General features: G+C 63.3%; 20 protein-coding genes. 7 read left to right on the top strand and 13 right to left on the bottom strand.

Features of this window, described 5'->3' with window-relative positions:
• Positions 1-54 precede the first annotated feature (54 nt).
• The 6 genes from Q9451_RS14755 to pstS form a co-directional block, all read right to left on the bottom strand.
• Positions 55-654: a hypothetical protein gene (locus Q9451_RS14755; protein ID WP_012272764.1), complete on the bottom strand. Its 600-nt coding sequence runs from the start codon at positions 652-654 to the stop codon at positions 55-57.
• Entirely contained in the window at positions 654-1352 is a 699-nt protein-coding gene (locus tag Q9451_RS14750; protein WP_012272765.1) for a hypothetical protein, read from the bottom strand. The genes Q9451_RS14755 and Q9451_RS14750 overlap by 1 nt, the downstream gene beginning before the upstream one ends.
• A 94-nt stretch (positions 1353-1446) precedes the next feature.
• Complete coding sequence (pstB, locus tag Q9451_RS14745) at positions 1447-2235, bottom strand: phosphate ABC transporter ATP-binding protein PstB (protein WP_012272766.1); 789 nt, start codon at positions 2233-2235, stop codon at positions 1447-1449.
• Between the two features lie 50 nt (positions 2236-2285).
• Positions 2286-3179: a phosphate ABC transporter permease PstA gene (gene pstA, locus Q9451_RS14740; protein ID WP_012272767.1), complete on the bottom strand. Its 894-nt coding sequence runs from the start codon at positions 3177-3179 to the stop codon at positions 2286-2288.
• Complete coding sequence (gene pstC, locus Q9451_RS14735) at positions 3176-4144, bottom strand: phosphate ABC transporter permease subunit PstC (protein ID WP_004574212.1); 969 nt, start codon at positions 4142-4144, stop codon at positions 3176-3178. Before pstC ends, pstA begins: the two co-directional genes overlap by 4 nt.
• Positions 4145-4214: 70 nt before the next feature.
• Positions 4215-5246: a phosphate ABC transporter substrate-binding protein PstS gene (gene pstS, locus Q9451_RS14730; RefSeq protein WP_012272768.1), complete on the bottom strand. Its 1032-nt coding sequence runs from the start codon at positions 5244-5246 to the stop codon at positions 4215-4217.
• 181 nt (positions 5247-5427) lie between these two features.
• Here pstS and ppk2 point away from each other — a divergent pair, with 181 nt between their 5' ends.
• A complete protein-coding gene (ppk2, locus tag Q9451_RS14725; RefSeq protein ID WP_012272769.1) occupies positions 5428-6345 on the top strand; it encodes a polyphosphate kinase 2 in 918 nt (305 codons plus the stop codon).
• 73 nt (positions 6346-6418) lie between these two features.
• Here ppk2 and Q9451_RS14720 read toward each other — a convergent pair whose 3' ends face one another.
• From Q9451_RS14720 to Q9451_RS14710, 3 genes are all read right to left on the bottom strand, one after another.
• Positions 6419-6652 (bottom strand): hypothetical protein, encoded by a 234-nt coding sequence (locus Q9451_RS14720; protein ID WP_012272770.1) that lies wholly within the window; start codon positions 6650-6652, stop codon positions 6419-6421.
• An 84-nt stretch (positions 6653-6736) separates the two neighbouring features.
• Positions 6737-7174: an MAPEG family protein gene (locus Q9451_RS14715; protein ID WP_012272771.1), complete on the bottom strand. Its 438-nt coding sequence runs from the start codon at positions 7172-7174 to the stop codon at positions 6737-6739.
• Positions 7171-7485, bottom strand: coding sequence for a hypothetical protein (locus Q9451_RS14710; protein WP_012272772.1), 315 nt, complete (start codon positions 7483-7485; stop codon positions 7171-7173). Before Q9451_RS14710 ends, Q9451_RS14715 begins: the two co-directional genes overlap by 4 nt.
• A 105-nt stretch (positions 7486-7590) precedes the next feature.
• Between Q9451_RS14710 and Q9451_RS14705 the strand changes: the two genes are divergently transcribed.
• Positions 7591-8406 (top strand): helix-turn-helix domain-containing protein, encoded by an 816-nt coding sequence (locus Q9451_RS14705; RefSeq protein ID WP_012272773.1) that lies wholly within the window; start codon positions 7591-7593, stop codon positions 8404-8406.
• Here Q9451_RS14705 and Q9451_RS14700 read toward each other — a convergent pair.
• From Q9451_RS14700 to Q9451_RS14690, 3 genes are all read right to left on the bottom strand, one after another.
• Positions 8396-9181 (bottom strand): fumarylacetoacetate hydrolase family protein, encoded by a 786-nt coding sequence (locus Q9451_RS14700; protein WP_012272774.1) that lies wholly within the window; start codon positions 9179-9181, stop codon positions 8396-8398. The genes Q9451_RS14705 and Q9451_RS14700 overlap by 11 nt on opposite strands.
• Positions 9182-9298: 117 nt before the next feature.
• Positions 9299-10642: an MFS transporter gene (locus Q9451_RS14695; protein WP_012272775.1), complete on the bottom strand. Its 1344-nt coding sequence runs from the start codon at positions 10640-10642 to the stop codon at positions 9299-9301.
• Positions 10643-10686: 44 nt separating this feature from the next.
• On the bottom strand, positions 10687-11829 hold the full coding sequence (locus tag Q9451_RS14690; RefSeq protein ID WP_012272776.1) for an iron-containing alcohol dehydrogenase: 1143 nt from the start codon (positions 11827-11829) through the stop codon (positions 10687-10689).
• 142 nt (positions 11830-11971) lie between these two features.
• Between Q9451_RS14690 and Q9451_RS14685 the strand changes: the two genes are divergently transcribed.
• The 5 genes from Q9451_RS14685 (at position 11972) to Q9451_RS14665 (ending at position 16782) form a co-directional block, all read left to right on the top strand.
• Positions 11972-12913 (top strand): LysR family transcriptional regulator, encoded by a 942-nt coding sequence (locus Q9451_RS14685; RefSeq protein ID WP_012272777.1) that lies wholly within the window; start codon positions 11972-11974, stop codon positions 12911-12913.
• Between the two features lie 117 nt (positions 12914-13030).
• Positions 13031-14254 carry an SfnB family sulfur acquisition oxidoreductase gene (locus Q9451_RS14680; RefSeq protein ID WP_012272778.1) on the top strand — a complete coding sequence of 408 codons (1224 nt, stop codon included), beginning with the start codon at positions 13031-13033 and terminating at the stop codon, positions 14252-14254.
• 10 nt (positions 14255-14264) lie between these two features.
• The gene (locus Q9451_RS14675; RefSeq protein WP_012272779.1) at positions 14265-14930 is read left to right on the top strand and encodes a methionine ABC transporter permease; all 666 of its coding nucleotides are present in this window, start codon (positions 14265-14267) and stop codon (positions 14928-14930) included.
• Positions 14931-14956: 26 nt separating this feature from the next.
• Positions 14957-15727 carry a MetQ/NlpA family ABC transporter substrate-binding protein gene (locus Q9451_RS14670; RefSeq protein ID WP_012272780.1) on the top strand — a complete coding sequence of 257 codons (771 nt, stop codon included), beginning with the start codon at positions 14957-14959 and terminating at the stop codon, positions 15725-15727.
• Between the two features lie 41 nt (positions 15728-15768).
• Positions 15769-16782 carry a methionine ABC transporter ATP-binding protein gene (locus Q9451_RS14665; protein ID WP_012272781.1) on the top strand — a complete coding sequence of 338 codons (1014 nt, stop codon included), beginning with the start codon at positions 15769-15771 and terminating at the stop codon, positions 16780-16782.
• Here the strand turns inward: Q9451_RS14665 and metC are convergent, their stop codons facing one another.
• Complete coding sequence (gene metC / locus Q9451_RS14660; RefSeq protein ID WP_012272782.1) at positions 16783-19473, bottom strand: cystathionine beta-lyase; 2691 nt, start codon at positions 19471-19473, stop codon at positions 16783-16785.
• Positions 19474-19505: the final 32 nt, after the last annotated feature.

Below are 19505 nucleotides of genomic sequence, written 5' to 3'. Positions count from 1 at the left end.
TCAATACGCCTGAACGAACTGGGGGCCGCCTTGCGGCCCCCTTATCGCGTTACTTCAGGAAGCCAGCGCCTGCGAGCGTTGGCGCACGGGCATCTCATAACGGTGCGGTTGTTGCCAGGCCAGCCGCGCCTGCACATCGGCCGCCGCGTCCATCACCTTCTGCGCCCAGTTTTCATCCTTCGGGCACACCACCACCACGCGAAAACCGTGGTCGACGCCCTCCAGCCGCACACCTTCGGAATCATCGACATGCAGGTCGATGTCGAACGCCGATGGCAGCTTGGACGGCGAATTTTCCAGGCCTTTCTGCGCCAGGATGTGCTGGTGCCGGTCACTGTTGACCACGCCATCGACATGGATGCCGTACAGCATCAGCCAGCGGCGGATGTAAGCCGGAGTGCGCCCCGACGAGGTGTAGATCCAGATGCTGCAGCCTTGGCGGCGCAGGTCGCGAATCAGCGAACGGGTGCCGCTGCGCAGGGGCTCGCCGAGCCAGCGGTGGACGAAGGTTGGCAGCTTGCTGTCTTCGGCGGCGGCGTGCTCGGGCAGGCAGGCGAGCGTGTCGTCGATATCAAACGAAATGCGCACCTGGCCACGCTTGAGCTTGCGTTCGATGGCTTGGCGCCCGCGTGCGAACATGGATGACCGTTGCATCAGCGGCGCCCCTCACAGGCGGGCACGGGTGTGCCGCTCAGGAAGAACTTGCCGGGCTCAGGCGCCTTCGCTTCAAGGAAAGCGGCGTACTTTTTCTTGATCTTGGGGAGTTCGTACAAAGCCTTGACACCGTGTTTAGCGGAGTTGCGTATGACCGAGGACGGGTTGAAGTAACCCTCGGCGTTATCCAGCGACAGCACGAATGGCGGCAGCCCGGCACGCATCAGCAAGTAGCTGACGATGAGCGAACCGGTGCGGTTGTTGCCTTCGATGAACAGCTGCGGTTTGCTGAGGATACGTACATACACACCGGCTGCCCGCTTCCAGATCGAATCGCTGCGGTACGAGCAGTACCAGTTGTACAAATCCTTGATGCCACCTTCCACGTTGTTGAAAAAGTGCGCCTCGGTTGCGGCAAGGTGCGGGGCGAACTCCAAGCGGCGGGCCGGGTCGCTGCCGCACAGCACGGTGGCATTGATTTCCAGCATCAGGTTCAGCTGTTGCAGGTCGAAAAGGTCGATACCGCGAGCGACATAGTCGTCAATCAGGGCATAGCCTTCAAGCACATTCAGCAGCACCTCGTCGGTGAACGGGTCGCGCGGTTCGGTGAAATGCTGGCTGAGTTCTGCAAAGCGGCCCTGCACCTCGCGCAGTGCGCGCTCTACCGCTGACAGATCAAGACGACGCATCGCTCGCATTGGAAATCCTGGGTAACACTTTAACGGAAGGTAACGCGGCCAGGTGTTGCAACCTCCCTGGCTGCGACACCCGGCCACCTTGGGCATGCATGGCTCAGCTGAATTTGCCGCTGATGTAGTCGCTGGTCAGTTGTTCGCGCGGGTTCTGGAAAATCTGCGCGGTAGGGCCCATCTCGACCAGGTAGCCGGTGCGCGTGCCCTGGGAGATATCGACCGAGAAGAACGCCGTGGTGTCGGCCACACGAATCGCCTGCTGCATGTTGTGGGTCACCAGCGCGATGGTGTAGTCCTTCTTCAGCTCGACCATCAGCTCTTCCACCCGGCGGGTAGCGATCGGGTCGAGCGCCGAGCACGGCTCGTCCAGCAACAGCACTTCTGGCTCGGTGGCAATGGCACGGGCAATGCACAGGCGCTGCTGCTGGCCACCGGACAGCGACAGGCCGCTGACCTTGAGCTTGTCCTTCACTTCGTCCCACAGCGCGGCGCCTTGCAAGGCGTGCTTCACGCGGTCACCCAAGTCGCCTTTGTAGCGGTTCAGGCGCAGGCCGAAGGCGACGTTGTCGAAGATGCTCATCGAGAACGGGTTGGGCTGCTGGAACACCATGCCGATGTAGCGGCGTACCACCACCGGGTCAACGCCCTTGCCATAAACGTCCTGGCCCAGGAAGTGCACATGGCCTTCGAAGCGGAAGCCCTTCACCAGGTCGTTCATGCGGTTCAGGCTACGCAGCACGGTACTCTTGCCGCAGCCCGACGGCCCGATGAAGCCGGTGATCTCGTTCTTGCGGATCGGTACATGGCTGTCACGCACGGCCATGAAATTGCCGTAGAAAATCTTGTCCAGCTTGCAGTCCATGACGATCGGGGTAGCTTCACTGACCATGGGAGCGGCTCTTTGCGCAGTGGATACGTTCAAGTTGGATGCTCCCTTTCTCAATACTTGGGCTTGCCGAAGACTCGGCTCAGAATGTTGATGACCAGCACGATCATTACCAGCACCAGCGAGGCCGCCCAGGCGAGCTCGAGCTGGTTGTCGAACGGCATGCCGGAGAAGTTGTAAATCAGCACGGCGAGCGAGGCCGTAGGGTTCATGACCGCCAGGCTACCGTCGTGGTAGATCCAGTAGTTACTGAACAGTGCGGTGAACAGCAGTGGCGCGGTTTCACCAGCGGCGCGGGCCACGGCCAGCATCACGCCGGTGAGGATGGCCGGCAGGCCGGTGGGCAAAACAATCTTCCAGATCACCTGGGCGCGGGTGCAGCCCATGCCGTAGGCAGCGTCCTTCATGATCTTGGGCACCATCTTCATCGACTCTTCGGCGGTCAGCACCACGATCGGCAGCATCAGCACCGCCAGGGCCACACCGCCTGCCGGTGCCGAGTAGGTACCGGTGGTCATCACCACCAGGGCGTAGGCAAACACGCCGGCCAGGATCGACGGCAGGCCGGTGAGCATCTTGGCGGCAAAGCGCGCGGCGTTGGCCAGCTTGCTGTCCGGGCCTAGCTCGGCCAGGAACACCGCGGCCAGGATACCGACCGGTACCGCGATGGCGGCGGCAATACCGACCATGACGAACGTGCCGGCCATGGCGTTGCCAAAACCGCCACCCATCTCGAAGCCGGTGGGCGGCAACTCGGTGAACACTTCCAGGTTAAGGCGTGCACCACCACGAGTGATCAGCATGTACAGCACGGAAATCAGCGGCACGCTGGCCACCAGCGCCGCCAGCCAGGCCAGGGTGGTCAATACCAGGCTGCGCAGGGCACGGCCTTCCAGCTTGCGCTGCAGGCTGGGCAACGCGGCCACAGGGGTCGTCAAGTCAGTCATTGTTTGTTACCCCGCTGGGCGTAGAGCATGATCATCGAGCCGAGCACGTTCACCAGCAGCGTGATGAACATCAGCACCAGTGCCGCGTACATCAGCACTTCGACCTCGTTGGGGCCGGCCTCCGGGAAGTTCAGCGCCAACAGCGCCGCCAGGGTATTGGCCGGGGCGAACAAGGAAAGGGAAATGGTGTTGGCGTTGCCGACCAGCATGGCCAGCGCCATGGTTTCACCCAGCGCACGGCCCAGGCCCAGCACCAGCGATCCGAAGATGCCGGTAGCGGCCGATGGCACCATCACCTTGAGGATGGCTTCCCAATGGGTAGTCCCCATGCCATAGGCAGCCTGCTTGGTTTTCATCGGCACGCTGGTCAGCGCATCCTGGGAAACCGCAGCGATGGTCGGCAGGATCATGATCGCCAGTACCAGCGCCGCTGGCAGCAGGCCGGGGCCACTGAGGGAGGTACCGAAAAACGGGATCCAGCCCAGCTCGCTGTTCAACCAGGCGGTCAGCGGGCGAATTGCCGGGATGACCACATAGATGCCCCACAGGCCATAGACCACGCTGGGGATGGCGGCGAGCAGCTCGACGATGGTGCGAAACACCGCGGCGAGCTTGGCCGGAAGAAAATCCTGGGTAAGGAAAATGGCCATGCTGACGCCGAAGAAACCGGCGATCAACAGGGCGATCAAGGCGCTGTAAAGCGTACCCCAGATCGCTGGCAGAATACCGTACTTGCCTTGGTTGACGTCCCAGACGCTGCCAAACAGCACGTCAAAGCCGTGCTTTTCGATGCCAGGCAGTGCCTTGCGGCCCACTTCGTAGACCAGCGCGAAGACCAGCGCCAGCACCAGCACCACACCAATGCGCGCAAGCGCACGGAAGGTGCGATCGACCAGGAAGTCTTTCGCAGACGGTGGCTGGCACGCGGAGTCTGGGTTATCCGGTATGGCAAAGGGTGTGTTCATTGGCGAGTTCCGGGACAAGGGACAAACACCCCCGGCATGGCGTCATGCCAATACCGGGAGCGCCTGGGTATTACTGGATGTTGGCGGACGCTTTACGCACCTGGTCGACGACCGACGCAGGCAGCGGGATGTAACCCATCGAGTCGGCGATGGTCTGGCCTTTGGTCAGGCTGTACTCGACCATTTCACGCATGGCCTTGGCCTTTTCCGGGTTGCCGTTGTCCTTGCGGAAGATCATCCAGGTGTAGGAAGTGATCGGGTAGGACTTGGCACCGTCCGGGTCCGGCAGCCAAGCCACCAGGTTTTCCGGCATGTTCACCGCAGCCAGTGCTTCGGCACCGCTCTCGGCATTCGGCACGACGTATTGGCCAGCCTTGTTCTGCAGCACGGCGAAGTCGACCTTGGCCAGCTTGGCGAAGCCGTACTCGATGTAGCCGATGGCACCTGGGGTCTGGCGGACGGTGGCGGTTACGCCATCGTTTTTCGGCGACTTGATGAACTTGTCGGTGGCCGGCCAGTTGACGGTGTTGCCTTCACCCAACCCTTGCTTGAAGTCAGCGTTGATGGCCGACAGGTGCTTGGTGAAGACCGCAGTGGTACCGCTGGAGTCGGCACGCACGACCACGGTAATCGGGGTGGCAGGCAGTTTCAGCTCAGGGTTGGCCGCGGCGATTTGCGGGTCGTTCCACTGGGTGATCTTGCCGAGGAAAATGTTGGAGTACACATCGCGCGGCAGCTTCAGCCCTTTCGGGTTGCCCGGCAGGTTGTAAGCCAGGACGATTTCACCGGCGGTCATTGGCAGCAACTGCACGCCTTCGCCAACCTTGGCAATGTCTGCTTCGCTCATGGCCGAGTCGCTGGCGGCGAAGTCGACGGTTTTGTTCAGGAAGTCCTGAACACCCGCCCCGCTCCCTTTGGACTGGTAGTCAACGGTGACGCCAGCGGTGTTCTTGCTGAAGTCCTTGAACCAGGTCAGGTAGATCGGTGCAGGGAAGCTGGCGCCGGAACCAGTCAGGCGGACGTTTTCTGCAGCAAAGGCTGCCGAAGTGGCGCAAAGGGAAACCGCAACGGCGAGTGCAGCAGACTTCATCAGGCGTTTCATCAAAAAGTGCTCCGTGTGATGGCCGGCACACTTTGCATCAGCTGTGTTACAGCTTTGTGACTGTTGAATGGCATCCGCGTGTTAGAGCGCTTTACCTGTGCCATGACGGCAACTTGATGTCATGCCTTGGTAACCGAAGCGGACTATCACTTGGCCATTTCCGCTAACGAGAGCCTTTGCCATGACCGCCACAGAACACGCCTTGATGCGGCGCATCCACCGCGAACTGCTTGACCACAGCGATGAAGAACTGGAGCTGGAACTGGCCGAAGACGGCCATGACCTGAATGCGCTGTTTGATGAACATGTCGAGGATGGCAGCGAAAAAGCCGCACGCAGGACTTACTTTCGCGAGCTGTTCCGCCTGCAAGGGGAATTGGTAAAGCTGCAAAGCTGGGTGGTCAAGACCGGCCACAAGGTGGTGATCCTGTTCGAGGGCCGTGACGCGGCTGGCAAAGGTGGCGTGATCAAGCGCATCACCCAGCGCCTCAACCCCCGTGTCTGTCGGGTGGCCGCCCTGCCCGCCCCCAATGATCGGGAACGCACGCAATGGTACTTCCAGCGTTATGTTCCGCATTTGCCGGCGGCAGGCGAAATCGTGCTGTTCGACCGCAGCTGGTACAACCGTGCCGGCGTGGAAAAGGTCATGGGCTTTTGCAACGACGACCAGTACGAGGAGTTTTTCCGCACGGTACCGGAGTTCGAACGCATGCTCGCCCGCTCAGGCATCCAGCTGATCAAGTACTGGTTTTCCATTTCCGACCAGGAACAACACCTGCGCTTTCTCAGCCGCCTGCACGACCCGCTCAAGCAATGGAAGCTAAGCCCCATGGACCTGGAGTCACGCCGGCGCTGGGAGGCCTACACCAAGGCCAAGGAAATCATGCTCGAACGCACCCACATCGCCGAGGCACCCTGGTGGGTGGTACAGGCCGACGACAAGAAAAAAGCCCGGCTCAACTGCATCCACCACCTGCTGGGGCAAATGCCTTATGAAGAAGTGGAGGTGCCGATGATCGAGCTGCCGCAACGGGTCAGGAAGGAGGACTACATTCGCAACCCGACGCCGATGGATATCATCGTGCCGCAGATTTATTGACGCCTGTCAGCCCAACGCATTGGGGCCGCCTGGCGGCCCTTGGTTTTCTGCATGTATCAATGTTGCACTGGGCTCAACCAATTCCCGCGATATCCGCCTCGTCGGCATCCCGACAACGGTTGCGGCATGCACATTGAAACTCAGCTTCGGCGCGTGTCGGGTAGTGCAGGCTCAGACGCAGCTTTTCTTGCGTGTCATACAAGTCATAGCCCGCCGCCAATGTGGCGGGAAAGCCAAGGTTGCGTGGATAGATTTCTTTTTTGAGCGGCACCGCTGGAACCACCACAAAGCGCGTCTGCATGATCATCCCTCTCCCGGCAGTACCTAAGTATTAGTAGCAATGCGGGAAAGCATCAAGTTGACTCATGCAAACTTTGCTCTTTCGCCAGAATCAGTGAAGCAAACCCTTCAGTACCTTCAGCACGATGATTGCGCACAAGCCCAACAGGCAGACCACCCCGACGCCATAGAACAGCGTTCGCCAGGGCTGCACCCCCGCCAGATAGGCCCAAGTGTGCAGGGCCCTGGCGCAGGTGAACACGATGCTTAACCAGGCACCGAGCGCCGCCGGTGTGTCGAGGGCGATGGCCAAGCCACCAAGGGCGAAGAAGCACGGGATATTTTCCAGGTCATTGGCCCATGCCTTGGCTGCACGCAACACCTGCGGGCGTTCCGTGGCCTGTGCGGCGCGTTTGAATACAGCGGCGTCCTCCGGGTTGGTGAAGGCCACGAAACGCAAGCGGTGATAGCCCTGATAACAGGAAACCAACAACATCTTGAGAAACAGCACGACCACGCACAACGCGTACACCTGCAAGGCACCGCTCATGGCTGTCGCCCTCCGGCAACGCCTCGTATCACCAGGTACAACAACGGCCCCAGCGAAACGAAGACAACGGTCAGCAGCAGGTAAGGCAGCACCGCGACGCCGGCACTGCCCCGTAGTCGGTTGTCTTTGACCATCCACAGGCAAGCCAGCCCCGCCATGAGGTACAGGTCGATGACTACCTGGGCAGTGTCCGGCCGGGACAACAGCGCCAGCCCGAACGCCAGCAGTGATTGCTCGGCAATCAGCATCGTCCAGCCGGTATACAGCGAAAACGGCATCAGCACTGCCAGCGCGCAGATACGCAAGCCCATATCGTTCTCCTTGGTAGGGTTTGCGGGCACAGTAGTGGTAGGGTTGTTGGCGCTCAATGACCAGTGAGGTCATGTACATTGCACTCAAGGACGATCAGGCCACGCATGAATCAGCACCTGTTCCATCGCAATAGCCCTGCCCCACATACTTCGGCAGGCCAGCATCTACGCCACCTGCGTCGGCAGGCCAGCCTCAGCCAGCTGGACCTGGCGCTGCTGGCGGGGCTGTCGCAGCGCCATCTGAGCTGCGTGGAGACCGGCCGCGCCAGGGCCAGCCCGAGCACCTTGCATGCGCTGCTTTCGGCCCTTGGCGCGCCGTTGGAGCTGTGCAATGAAGTGTTCGTCGCTGCCGGCTACGCGCCCCGCTACGCGGCCTCGCCACTCGATGCGCCCGAGTTGGCGCTGGTGCATGCCGCCATTGAACACATCCTGCAGGTCAACAACCCCGCACCTGCGATCGTCATCGACAGCAACTGGGACGTCATCGCCGCCAATACCAGTACCGGGCTCTTGTTGGCGATGGCCGGCGTTACAGCACAGCCGGCCACAGGCCTCAACCTGCTGCAGACACTGCTCTGCCCCGGCGGCCTGGGCGATCATCTGGCCAATGCGCAAGAAATTCGCAGCGCTGCCTGGCAACGTGCGTCCAGGGAGGCGGCAGGCAACCCGGCGCTGGCAGAGCGCTTGGGCAAACTGCCGATTCCGGGCAGCCCGCTCGAAACGGCTGCCACACCAGTGCTGCTGACGCGTGTGCATAGCCCCTATGGCGAGCTGAGGTTCCTGTCCACGTTCACCACCTTCGGCATGCCGCTGGATATCACGGTGGAATCACTGCGCATCGAACACCTGATCCCCGCCGACCCACAGACCCGGCAGAGGATGCAGGCGGCGTTCGAGCAATGGTCGGCCGTTACAGCGTGAACGACAGCACCTGGCCAAGGAACCTGGCGCTTATCCGATACCCGGTTCCATCCAGGTCAAAGGGCTGGCACATGGCCCCCGTGGTCACCACATCACCTGCCTTCAAGGTCTCGCCGCGTTCGGCGGCATGTGCATAAAGGTGGGCCAGTGACACCAGCGGGTCGGTCGCCGCTTCGCCCGACAGGCCACGCGCCCGCAATTCACCGTCTACGTGCACCTCGGTGGTTTCGGCCAGGTCGGCCAACAGCGGTACAGCGATGCCTGCGCCCAGGCTGCTGCCGACCACCAGCGCCTCGAACCCTACGTTGTCTGCCACAAAGCTCGGCCAGCCGACCGCCTTGCGGTCGACAAAGCGCGAGCGCACCACTTCGAAGGTGACGCAGGTAGCGCGGATGTCCTCACTGACCGGGGCCCGCCCAGCTTGTGGCGGGATATCACGGTCAAGCACGAAGGCGATCTCGCACTCGATGGTCACCGGTGTAATGGCCGGCAGTTGGATGTGTGCGCCATCCGCATGACAACGCCCCGCCTCCAGCTGGCCAATCAGTGGCCGCGACAAGTTGGCTGCTCGCATGGCTGCGGGGCTGCCGACGCCCAGCTTCCAACCTGCGCGCTGGCCAGCGGCAGCGGCAAACAACTGGTCCTGGCTGTCATAACCTTGCTTCAACGTCTCAGGCTTGAGGCTGGCGGGCAGTTCCGTCAGCAGGTCACCACTGCGCCAGTGCTGCATTAACAGGGCTGCGGTGCGTTGGTGTACGAAGAGCGAACTGTTCATCAAAACCTCATGGAAATGGGCGATGCCGGGCAACAGATGCTAGGGCCTGAAATTGATGAGGGTAAATATATTGTCATGATGCCTGGCATAACAAGCCGTTATGAATCGGCATGACGATCACTGATCCGTTGAAACCGGCTGCTTCAGCAACAGTACATAAGCCATCGCCGCCACTGCCGCCACCGCTGCACTGATCAGGAATGCCGAAGCGAACGAACCGGTCTGCTGGATGCTGAACCCGGTCACGATCGGTGCCACCGAGCCCGCCAGGTAGCCGCCGAAGTTCTGGATCGAGCCAAACGAGGCCACACGCTGGCTGTCGACCACGGTGTTGGCAATCATCCAGGCGGTGGAGCTGGCCATGTTCACGCAGAACAGCGCGCAACACAGCAGCGCCACGCTGAGCATGAAACCGCTACCGAACGACAGCGGAACGGTGAACGCCGCTGCCGCGAACAACGCCGTCACCACGACCCGCTTGCGGCTACCCAGCACGCTGGCGCCGTTTTTCACCAGGCGGTCGCAGATGCGTCCCGCGACAATGGTGCCCAGCGCACCGAACACATAGGCCAGCGAAACCACCCAGGCCGTCTGGTACAGGCTCAAGCCATGCTCACGTTCGAAGTAGCCCGGCAACCAGGTCAGGTGCAGCCACAGCATGTAGATCACCCCCATGAAGCCCAACACAGCGCCCCAGGTGCTCTTGTGGCGGAACAACTCGGCCCACGCCGCCAGTTGTGCCCGCAGGCTCGGCCTGGCACTTGCCTCCGGCTGTTTACACGCCTGGGTCGCCAGCAGCCGCTCACGCTCTTCGGCGGGCAGTTCGGCCAGGTAACGCGCCTTGCTTTTGTAGAAGGCGAACCAGCAGGCGGCGACCAGAATGCCAAACACCCCGGTGACGATGAACATGCCGCGCCAGCCCCAGGTGACCATCAGCAACGTGAGCAACGGCGGCGCCAGGCACGGCCCAATGCAGGTCGATGACAGTACGATGCCGGTCGGCGTCCCCCGCTTTTCGGCCTCGAACCATTCTGCCAGCGCCTTGGCCGCCGACGGGAACATCGGCGCTTCGCCAATCCCCAGCACCACCCGCAGCCCGATAAACGCCGAGAAACTGTTGATCAGGCCGGAAGCCGTCTGCGCCACCGACCAGCCCAACAAGGCCGCCCCCAGCGAGATCTTGCTGCCCAGGCGATCGATGATCATGCCCAGGGGCAGTTGCGAAAAGGCATACGCCAGGGAAAACGCCGACAGCAGAATGCCCATCTGTGACGGCGTGATACCCATGTCGCGCTGGATCGACGTGTTGGCGATCGACAGCGCACTGCGGTCGACATAGTTGATGATGCCAATCACCAGCAACAGGCTGACGGTGATGACCTGGTACTTTCTGAAGGGGTTCGCGCTGGCGACCGCTTCCGGCGAACCTGCAAGCTCGGCTTGCGCATATTTGCTATTCATGGGCGTTCACTTTTGTTGTTATTGGAAGAACCGCGAGTAACGGCTTACATGGACGCTGCAAGCAACCCCTGGTAGTCCTCGGCAGACGCTTCGCGCGGGTTGGTGCGGTGGCTGTGGTCGGCCAGCGCGCCCTGGATGATGCGCGGGAACAGGTCCTCGCTGACGCCCAGCTCGCCCAGCCCGGTCGGTAGGCCCAGCGTGCGGGTCATGTTGCGGATGGCCTCTTCGATCTGGCTGTCGTCCGCCAACCCCATCGCCTGGGCGATGCGTTGCATCTTGTGCTCGTCAAGCACCGTTTCGGCCTGGCGGTTGAAGGTGATGACGGCAGGCAGGAAGATCGCATTGAGGGTACCGTGATGCAGGCGCGGGTTGATCCCGCCCAGCGCATGGCTAAGGCTGTGCACGCAGCCCAGGCCCTTCTGGAAAGCCAACGCACCTTGCAGCGAAGCACTCATCATGTTGATGCGCCCGTCCAGGTTGCCCGGTTCGCGGGTGGCGCTCTCGATGAAGCGCCAGGCGCGCCACAGGCCGTCAAGGGCAATACCGTCGGCAGGCGGGTTGAATACAGGGGCCATGAAGGTTTCCAGGCAGTGGGCAATCGCATCCATGCCAGTGGCAGCCGTGAGCTGTGCCGGCAGGCCAAGGGTCAACGCCGGGTCACAGATGGCAGCCTTGGGCACCACATGGGGCGAGATCACCCCCACCTTGCGCCCGTCATCGAGAATCAGGATGGCGCCCCGCCCTACCTCGCTGCCCGTGCCGGCGGTGGTCGGTACCGCAATCACCGGCGCGGTTGCCGGGGTGATGCGGGCCAGGCCGCCCTCGATCACCGCAAAGCTTTTCAAGGGGCCATCGTGTCGGGCACACACCGCCACCCCTTTGGCCAGGTCGATCGCCGAGCCGCCGCCAATGGCGATGATGCCGTCACAGCCGCACTCCTTGAACATGGCCACGGCTTCACGCACGGCATTCTCGTTGGGGTTGGGTGGCGTACCGTCATAGATCGGCAGTTGCGCGGTGCTGTCGCCGAAGGTGTTCAACGCCGTATCGACAATACCGGCAGCGCGCACGCCTCGGTCGGTCACGATCAAAGGCCTGGTTATACCAATGCGCTCGCACTCGGCAGGCAAGCGGGCGATGGCGCCGCTTTCGAATTGAATCTGGGTGACGTAGTTGATCAGGGACATAAGGCTTGGCAGGCTCCTGGCTTTATTGTTCTGGGTGTCTCAACCGCAAGGGAAGCGACGCTGTGCAGCGCCAGTATAGGAATGCACGGCTGGCCATGGTATTGAGAACAATCCATATCGGTATAACCAGGACGCATACCCGATGACCCCCTCGCTCAATTCGATCATGTCCCGCCTGCACGCCCGCCACCTGCGCTTGTTGATCGAGCTGGACGAGCACCGCTCGCTGCTCGGTGCAGCAGGCAGCGTCGGGCTTACCCAGCCTGGTGCCAGCAAGGCATTGCAGGAAATCGAAACCACCTTCGGCACCGTGCTGTTCAACCGCACCAACCGCGGGCTGGAGCCTACGGCCGCGGGGCACTGCGCCATCCGCTACGCCCGCGTGGTACAGACTGATATCGCCAACCTGCGGCATGACCTGGATGCCATCCTGCGTGGGGTTGGCGGCCGGCTGGCGGTGGGGGCGATCATGGGCGCCGTGCCGTTGCTGATGAAAGCCGTGTCTCAGCTGGCCGGCATCCAGCCGCAGATGTCGTTCGAAATCATCGAGGACACCAGCCAGTCATTGCTGGCGCAGATCGAGAGCGGCCGCCTGGACATCGCCCTGTGCCGCACCAGTGTCAGCAACACGCCACAGTTGTTCGCCAGCACCTTTGTCCAGGATGAGACGCTGGCGGTCATCGCCAACATCGACCACCCGTTAAAGCATGCGGCAAGCCTGAGCCTTGCCGAGCTGGCCGAGAGCCGCTGGATCGTGTACCGGGCCAACATGCCGATGCGCGTGCAACTGGAGCGCGAGTTCCACGATGCCGGGCTGCGCTTCCCGCTGCACCTGGTTGAAACCACCTCGATCCTGGCAACCTTGTCGTTGTTGCAAAACCGCCCTGACTTCGTCGCACTGGTGTCGATCGACGTGGCCCGGCAATGTGCGATGAATCAACAGGTCAGCATTCTGCCCCTGAGCATGGGCTCGGTCAGCGACCCCTACGAGCTGGTTACCCGTAAAGGCAGCCAGGCGACACCGGCCATGGACAAGCTCAGTGAACTGCTGCTGTTGCAGGGCCGACAGTGCAACAACAGTTAGTTGGGTTTTCAGGCAGATACCCCTCGAAACACTAAGCTAAAAGCCTGATTTCATTGGCTTTAAAGGTTGGCACAGCAGCTGCAACGTGAAGGTATCCGCCTACACGACGAGTTGCTCATGCCTGCCCCTACCGTATCCGCCAACTACGAAATCCGCACGCCAGCGGCGCACATCATTCGCGATGACGCCGAGGCGCTTGCCGTCGCCTATCAAGTCGCCGAACTGCTGCGCGAGGGCGCAGCCGAACGCGACCGCAACCGCGAAGTACCGGCCGACATCGTCGACGCCTTTTCCAACAGCGGGCTATGGGGCATCACCGTGCCGCGGGCCTACGGTGGCGCCGAAGTATCGTTCGCCACGCTTGCCCGTGTGATCGCCATCGTCTCCGCTGCCGACCCATCCCTTGGGCAAATTCCGCAAAACCACTATTGCCTGCTCGAAGACATACGCCTGCAAGGCACGCCAGAGCAGCAACGCTACTTCTACGACCTGGTATTGCAAGGGCACCGATTTGCCAACGCCCTGTCGGAAACCGGCGGCAAAACCGTCCAGGACATTCGCACACGCCTGGTCGCCGAGGGCGATGGCTACCGCATCGACGGGCGCAAAGGCTACTGCACCGGCTCGCTGTACGCCCATTGGCTCGGCGTGCTGGCCCTGGACGAGCAGGACCGTGCCCAACTGGCCTTCGTGCAACGAGGCAGCGCCGGCCTGGTGATCGTCGATGACTGGAGCAGCATGGGCCAGCGCACCACGTCCAGCGGCACGGTGCTGCTCGACGGCCTGCGGGTGCCGGCATTCAACCTGTTCCCCAGCTACCGCTCCTACGAAAGCCCGACCCTCGCCGGCCCCTTCGCTCAGTTGACCACAGCGGCCATCGACGCCGGCATCGGCCGCGCAGCGCTGGACGACGCCCTCGCGTTCGTGCGTGAGCATGCCCGGCCGTGGATCGATGCCCAGGTCGACAAGGCCAGCGAAGACCCATTGACCATCATCCAGGTCGGCTCGCTGGAGATTCGTCAGGAAGCCGCCGAAGCCCTGCTCGAACGTGCAGGCCAGGCCCTGGATGCGGCCAAACCCGCCCCTGATGAAAACAACGTGGCCCTGGCTTCGATTGCAGTGGCCAAGGCCAAGGTACTGACCACCGAGGCCGCCATCGAAGCCAGTAACCGCCTGTTCGAACTGGGCGGCACGCGCTCGTCGCTGACCCGGCACAATCTCGACCGCCACTGGCGCAACGCCCGCGTGCACACCCTGCACGACCCGGTGCGCTGGAAGTACCACCTGGTCGGTAACTGGGCACTGAACGGCGTCAAGCCGCCTCGCCATGACTGGAACTGAGGCCACGCCAATGAATGACCTGCTGACCAACGTCGACTGGGCGGAAATCGCCCAGGCCTGCCTGGAAACGCTCAGCATGCTGGGCGCCGCACTGGGCTTTACCGTGCTCTTCGGCCTGCCCCTTGGCGTACTGCTGTACCTGACCGGGCAGCGCCAGTTACTGGCGCACGACCCGCTGTACCGAACCTTGTCGGTGGTGGTCAACGTGCTGCGCTCGCTGCCGTTCATCATCCTGCTGATCGTGCTGATTCCGCTGACCACCCTGCTGACCGGCACGTCGCTGGGCGTGAAGGGCACCATCCCGCCGCTGGTGGTCGGCTGCACGCCATTCTTCGCCCGCCTGGTAGAAACCGCGCTGCGCGAAGTGGACCGTGGCCTGGTCGAAGCCAGCCAGGCCATGGGCGGCAGCATCGCGCAGATCATCCGCTACACCTTGCTGCCCGAAGCGCGCACCGGGCTGATCGCGGCGGTCACCGTCACCGCCATCGTGCTGGTCGACTACACCGCCATGGCCGGGGTGATCGGCGGCGGCGGCCTGGGCGACCTGGCGATCCGCTTCGGTTACCAACGCTTCCAGACCGATGTGATGGTGGTCACCGTGCTGCTGCTGATCCTGCTGGTGCAGCTGCTGCAGATGAGCGGTGACCGCCTGGTAAGACACTTCACCCGCCGCTGAACCCCGACTCTTCTCAGGTACTGACCATGAAAAAGACCCTCACCGCCCTCGCCGCTTTCCTCGCCTTCAGTGCCCAGGCCGCCGAACACCTGGTGGTTGGCGCCACGCCGGTACCGCATGCGGAAATCCTCGAGTTCGTCAAACCGGCCCTGGCCAAGCAAGGGGTCGACCTGGACATCAAAGTGTTCAACGACTTCATCCAGCCCAACCTGCAACTGGCGCAGAAGAACCTGGACGCCAACTACTACCAGTACCGGCCATTCCTCAACGACTTCAACAAGACCCGGCACACCGACCTGGTGCCGGTGGTAGGCGTGCACATCGAGCCATTCGGCGCCTATTCGGCCAAGTACAAAACCCTTGCCGAGCTGCCCGATGGCGCCAGCGTCGCCATTCCCAACGACCCGGTGAACACTGGCCGTGCCCTGGTACTGCTGGCCGAGGCCGGGCTGCTCACGCTGAAAGACCCGGCCAACCCGCAGTCCACTCAGCGCGACATTACCGACAACCCCCACCACCTGAAGATCCGCGAACTGGAAGGCGCCATGCTGGCCCGCTCGGTGAAACAGGTCGACCTGGCCTTCGTTTTCGCCAACTACGCACTGGAGGCCGGCATCGATACCAACAGCGCGCTGATCGTTGAAAAAGGCAAGGACCTGTACGTGGAATACCTGGTCGCCCGCCCCGACAACCTGCAGGACCCGGGTATCCAGAAGCTGGCCAAGGCACTCAATTCCCCTGAAGTGCGCAACTTCATCCTGACCCGCTACAAAGGCCAGATCGCCCCTGGTTTCTGACCCCTGACGCCCTCTGGTGACGGAGGGCATGGAACCCGAACATGAGCCGTTACCAGCAGCAAATCCAGCCAACCGACGCGCACCTGTGCCTGCGCGGCATCCACAAACGCTATGGCGCCGTCAGCGCGCTCGACGCCATCGACCTGCACGTGCGCCGGGGCGAGGTGTTCGGCATCATCGGCCGCAGCGGCGCGGGCAAGTCCTCGCTGCTTCGCCTGCTCAACCGCCTGGAAGCACCCAGCGCCGGCCAGGTACTGATCGACGGCCAGGACATCGCCGGGCTGCAAGGCAAGCCCTTGCACGCGCTGCGGCGCAAGGTGGCGATGATCTTCCAGCACTTCAACCTGCTGGCCAATAGCACGGTCGCCCAGAACATCGAGCTGCCAATGCGCATGGCCGGGGTGCCGCAAGCACAGCGCAGCGCCCGGGTGGCGGAGCTGTTGCGCCTGGTCGGCCTGGCCGGCCGTGGCGGCGCCTACCCCGCGCAACTGTCCGGCGGCCAGAAGCAGCGCGTCGGCATTGCTCGGGCGCTGGTGCTGGAGCCGCAGATTCTGCTGTGCGACGAAGCGACGTCGGCGCTGGACCCGGAAAGCACCCAGGCGATCCTCGACCTGCTGCGCAGCATCAACCAGCGGCTGGGCCTGACCATCGTCCTGATCACCCACGAAATGCAGGTAATCCGTGATCTGTGCGACCGTGTAGCCGTACTGGAACAAGGCCGCATCGTCGAAACGGGCGCGGTGTGGGAAGTGTTCGGCAACCCGCAGCACGCCGTCAGCCGCACGTTGCTCGGCGAGGCCGCGCCTGCAGCACAGGCCATTGCTGCCGACAAACGCTACCTCGACCTGCACTACACCGGCGGCAAAGGGCTGAAGCCCGATCTGGCGGCCATCGGTGCCGCGCTGGGCGATGGGGTGAGCCTGTTCTCGGGCACGATCGCCCCTATCCAGGGGCGGTTCCTTGGGCAACTGCGCCTGGCCATCGCCAGCGCGACGCCAGACGACGAGCTGTTGCGCCAGGCCAGGTTGCTGGCAGACCGCGCCGACTGGGCCTGATCAGCGCAGCGCCTGGTCGAGGTCGCGCTGTAGCGAGCCGACCTCTTCCAGGCCCACGTGCAGGCGCACCAAAGCACCACGCACCGGGGTTGCGAAGCTGCGCTCACCCAGCTCGGCCAGGGTCACCAGGCTCTCGTAGCCACCCCAGGAGGCACCGATGCCGAACAGGCGCAGGCGATCGATGAACGCTTCTGCCCGGCCCAGGCTGGCGTCGGCCAGTTCGAGGCTGAGCAGGCCATTGCTGCCCTTGAAGTCGCGGCGCCACAGGGCATGCCCCGGGTGCTCCGGCAACGCCGGGTGATACACCCGCGCCACATCCTCGCGAGCTTGGAGCCACTGGGCGATCTCCAGGCCCTGGCGCGCGTGCACGGCCATGCGGCTGGCCAGGCTGCGCGCCCCACGCAGCACCAACCAAGCATCGTCCGGGCTGACCGTGCAGCCGCAGGTATCGCTGCTGCGCGACAACGCGGCGAAGGCCTCTTGGGTGGTGCACACGCTGCCCATCATCACGTCGCTGTGCCCGCCCACGTACTTGGTCAGGGCCATCACCGAGATGTCTGCGCCCAATGCCAACGGCTGGTACAAGTAACCCGAACCCCAGGTGTTGTCGACCGCCAGCAGGATCCCGCGCGGCTTGCACAACGCAGCCATGGCCGGCAGGTCAATGAGCTCGTACAGCAACGAACTCGGGCTCTCGCTGTAGACCATGCGGGTGTTCGGGCGCAACGCGGCCTCCAGGCCGTGGCCATCGGCGGCGAAATAGCTGACTTGCACACCGAACGGCTGCAGCAGCTCGCGCGCCAGGCGCCGCACCGGGCCATACACCCCATCGCTGAGCAGCACATGGTCGCCGGGGCGCAAGTAGGCGAGAAAGGCCTGAGTGATGGCTTGCAGCCCGGTAACGAACAACTTGCAGCGGTAGCCGCCTTCCAGTTCGCTGACCAGGTCTTCGAGGGCAAAGGCCGTGGGGTTGCCACGGGCACCGTAGCTGAGCACCCGTTGCTGGTCCCGATGGCTGCGCGCTTCACGCTGTTCGGCGACGCTGTCGAACAGCACGGTGCTCAGGCGGCTGACCGGTGGGTTGACGCCGTGGGCCCCTTGGCCCGATTCGCCACGCCCGGCATGCACCAGCCGTGTAGCGACCGGGTCGCTGTGCGTCAGGGGGGTGAAGCTGGCAACCTCGGCGGCGCTCATCTGTGCGATCAGCCCGGTCTCCCAGGCCAGGTAGCGGCGTGCCGCCTCCTTGTTGCCGGCGTGTCGGTCATGGACGAAGAACAGGAAATCGATGCAGGCGGCGTCTGGCAACGAGGTGTCGTCCGCGACCTGCGGCCACTCGGCCAGCAACGCCTGGGGGAACAGGCGCGCAGCGCGACGTTGTGTATCTGGCAGTTCGCTGGCAGCCAACTCGGCGACGCGAGGGTCGTCGGCAATGAACACCAGGCGCCCAGACTGCTCACGCACCTGCTCGGCCAGCCCTGGGCGGATCGCCCACTGCGCGCCGCGCAGGTGGCGCTGGCGGTAGGCCGTGCTCGGGCGCAGGTCCAGCAGCAAGGCGCCCTCCAGTTCTGCAGCGCTGGCTTCGGCCAAGGTTACCGCCAGCGGCGGCTGTGCCGGCAATGCCAAGCCACTGCCCAGGCCGCCTTCGAGGACGTACGCATCATGCCCCATCTGCCGCAGCCAGCTGGCCACCACCGGGGCACGCACGCCGTCGCCATCGAACAGCACCACGCGCGCCTTGCGCACGCCAATGTACAAGTCGGTGCCCTGCACCAGTTGCCCGCCTGGGCAATGCTGCGCGCCGGGCAGGCTGCCAGCGGTGAACTCCTCCGGGGTGCGCACATCGCACAGGAACAGCGTGCGTTGTGCGTCCTGCTGCCAGGCCTGTACCTGCGCCGCTGCCACCCACTGCACCCCGGCCTTGTGCGCCAACCCCGTGGCGCGTGCCCGTTGCCGCCCCAGTGCCTGGCCGCTATGCGGCGGATACCCGCGTCGCCCGCCGTGCTCCAGTGGCAGGTCGACCAGGTACCAGCCCTGGGTGCCGTTCTCCAGGGCATAGACCGGGTTGTCGATGCCGAGGTTGATCAGGGTTTGCGCGCCGATGATGCTGCGGGTACGCCCTGCGCAGTTGATCACCACCGGTGTTTGGGGGTCATGCACCAGGTCCTCCAGGCGGTAGCCCAGTTCACCGTTGGGGCAGCAGGTGGCGCCGGGGATGTTCATCTTGGCGAACTCGTCCAGTGGCCGGCCATCGAGCAGTACCAGCGGCTTGCCCTGGCGTTGCCATTCGGCCAGCTCCTGGGCGCTGATGCGTGGGGTGTGGCAGGCATGTTCGACCAGTTCGCCAAAGGCCTTGGAGGGCAGGTGCACACCGGCGAACAATTCAAAGCCAGCGGCCTGCCAGCCCTGGCTACCGCCTTCGAGCCAATGCACGGCCTTGTAGCCCAGCGCCTGCAGGCGCTGCACGCCGCGCTGCGCCAGTTCGCCGCCGGTTGCGTCGTAGACCACCAGACGCACCAGCGGGTTGGGCGCCAGGCGCGGGGCCTCGATTTCCAGCCGGCTGTACGGCAGGTTCACGGCGTAGAACAGGTGAGCTTCGCCGTACTGGCCGTGCTCGCGCAGGTCGAACAGGGCGATTTCGTGGCCGTCGAACAGCCAGTCATGCAGTAGCGCGGGGGTGATGCTGGGAGTCATGGGACGCAGTCCGTGGTCGTTTGCAGGGTTGA

The organism is Pseudomonas sp. NY8896 (genome assembly GCF_039634505.1).
The sequence above is the reverse complement of the archived record's forward strand: the minus strand, read 5'-3'. Positions and strand labels throughout refer to the sequence as shown.

What these genes read in the sequence shown, in the direction of transcription:
- Q9451_RS14715 (WP_012272771.1), bottom strand. Translation starts at nt 7,174, where the DNA reads ATGAGCGGTGCCTTGCAGGTGTACGCGTTGTGCGTGGTCGTGCTGTTT.
- Q9451_RS14700 (WP_012272774.1), bottom strand. Translation starts at nt 9,181, where the DNA reads ATGAACAGTTCGCTCTTCGTACACCAACGCACCGCAGCCCTGTTAATG.
- pstC (WP_004574212.1), bottom strand. Translation starts at nt 4,144, where the DNA reads ATGAACACACCCTTTGCCATACCGGATAACCCAGACTCCGCGTGCCAG.
- Q9451_RS14750 (WP_012272765.1), bottom strand. Translation starts at nt 1,352, where the DNA reads ATGCGAGCGATGCGTCGTCTTGATCTGTCAGCGGTAGAGCGCGCACTG.
- Q9451_RS14710 (WP_012272772.1), bottom strand. Translation starts at nt 7,485, where the DNA reads ATGGGCTTGCGTATCTGCGCGCTGGCAGTGCTGATGCCGTTTTCGCTG.
- Q9451_RS14665 (WP_012272781.1), top strand. Translation starts at nt 15,769, where the DNA reads ATGAGCCGTTACCAGCAGCAAATCCAGCCAACCGACGCGCACCTGTGC.
- pstA (WP_012272767.1), bottom strand. Translation starts at nt 3,179, where the DNA reads ATGACTGACTTGACGACCCCTGTGGCCGCGTTGCCCAGCCTGCAGCGC.
- Q9451_RS14675 (WP_012272779.1), top strand. Translation starts at nt 14,265, where the DNA reads ATGAATGACCTGCTGACCAACGTCGACTGGGCGGAAATCGCCCAGGCC.
- metC (WP_012272782.1), bottom strand. Translation starts at nt 19,473, where the DNA reads ATGACTCCCAGCATCACCCCCGCGCTACTGCATGACTGGCTGTTCGAC.
- Q9451_RS14685 (WP_012272777.1), top strand. Translation starts at nt 11,972, where the DNA reads ATGACCCCCTCGCTCAATTCGATCATGTCCCGCCTGCACGCCCGCCAC.
- Q9451_RS14670 (WP_012272780.1), top strand. Translation starts at nt 14,957, where the DNA reads ATGAAAAAGACCCTCACCGCCCTCGCCGCTTTCCTCGCCTTCAGTGCC.
- pstB (WP_012272766.1), bottom strand. Translation starts at nt 2,235, where the DNA reads ATGGTCAGTGAAGCTACCCCGATCGTCATGGACTGCAAGCTGGACAAG.
- Q9451_RS14695 (WP_012272775.1), bottom strand. Translation starts at nt 10,642, where the DNA reads ATGAATAGCAAATATGCGCAAGCCGAGCTTGCAGGTTCGCCGGAAGCG.
- pstS (WP_012272768.1), bottom strand. Translation starts at nt 5,246, where the DNA reads ATGAAACGCCTGATGAAGTCTGCTGCACTCGCCGTTGCGGTTTCCCTT.
- Q9451_RS14680 (WP_012272778.1), top strand. Translation starts at nt 13,031, where the DNA reads ATGCCTGCCCCTACCGTATCCGCCAACTACGAAATCCGCACGCCAGCG.
- Q9451_RS14690 (WP_012272776.1), bottom strand. Translation starts at nt 11,829, where the DNA reads ATGTCCCTGATCAACTACGTCACCCAGATTCAATTCGAAAGCGGCGCC.
- Q9451_RS14755 (WP_012272764.1), bottom strand. Translation starts at nt 654, where the DNA reads ATGCAACGGTCATCCATGTTCGCACGCGGGCGCCAAGCCATCGAACGC.
- ppk2 (WP_012272769.1), top strand. Translation starts at nt 5,428, where the DNA reads ATGACCGCCACAGAACACGCCTTGATGCGGCGCATCCACCGCGAACTG.
- Q9451_RS14720 (WP_012272770.1), bottom strand. Translation starts at nt 6,652, where the DNA reads ATGATCATGCAGACGCGCTTTGTGGTGGTTCCAGCGGTGCCGCTCAAA.
- Q9451_RS14705 (WP_012272773.1), top strand. Translation starts at nt 7,591, where the DNA reads ATGAATCAGCACCTGTTCCATCGCAATAGCCCTGCCCCACATACTTCG.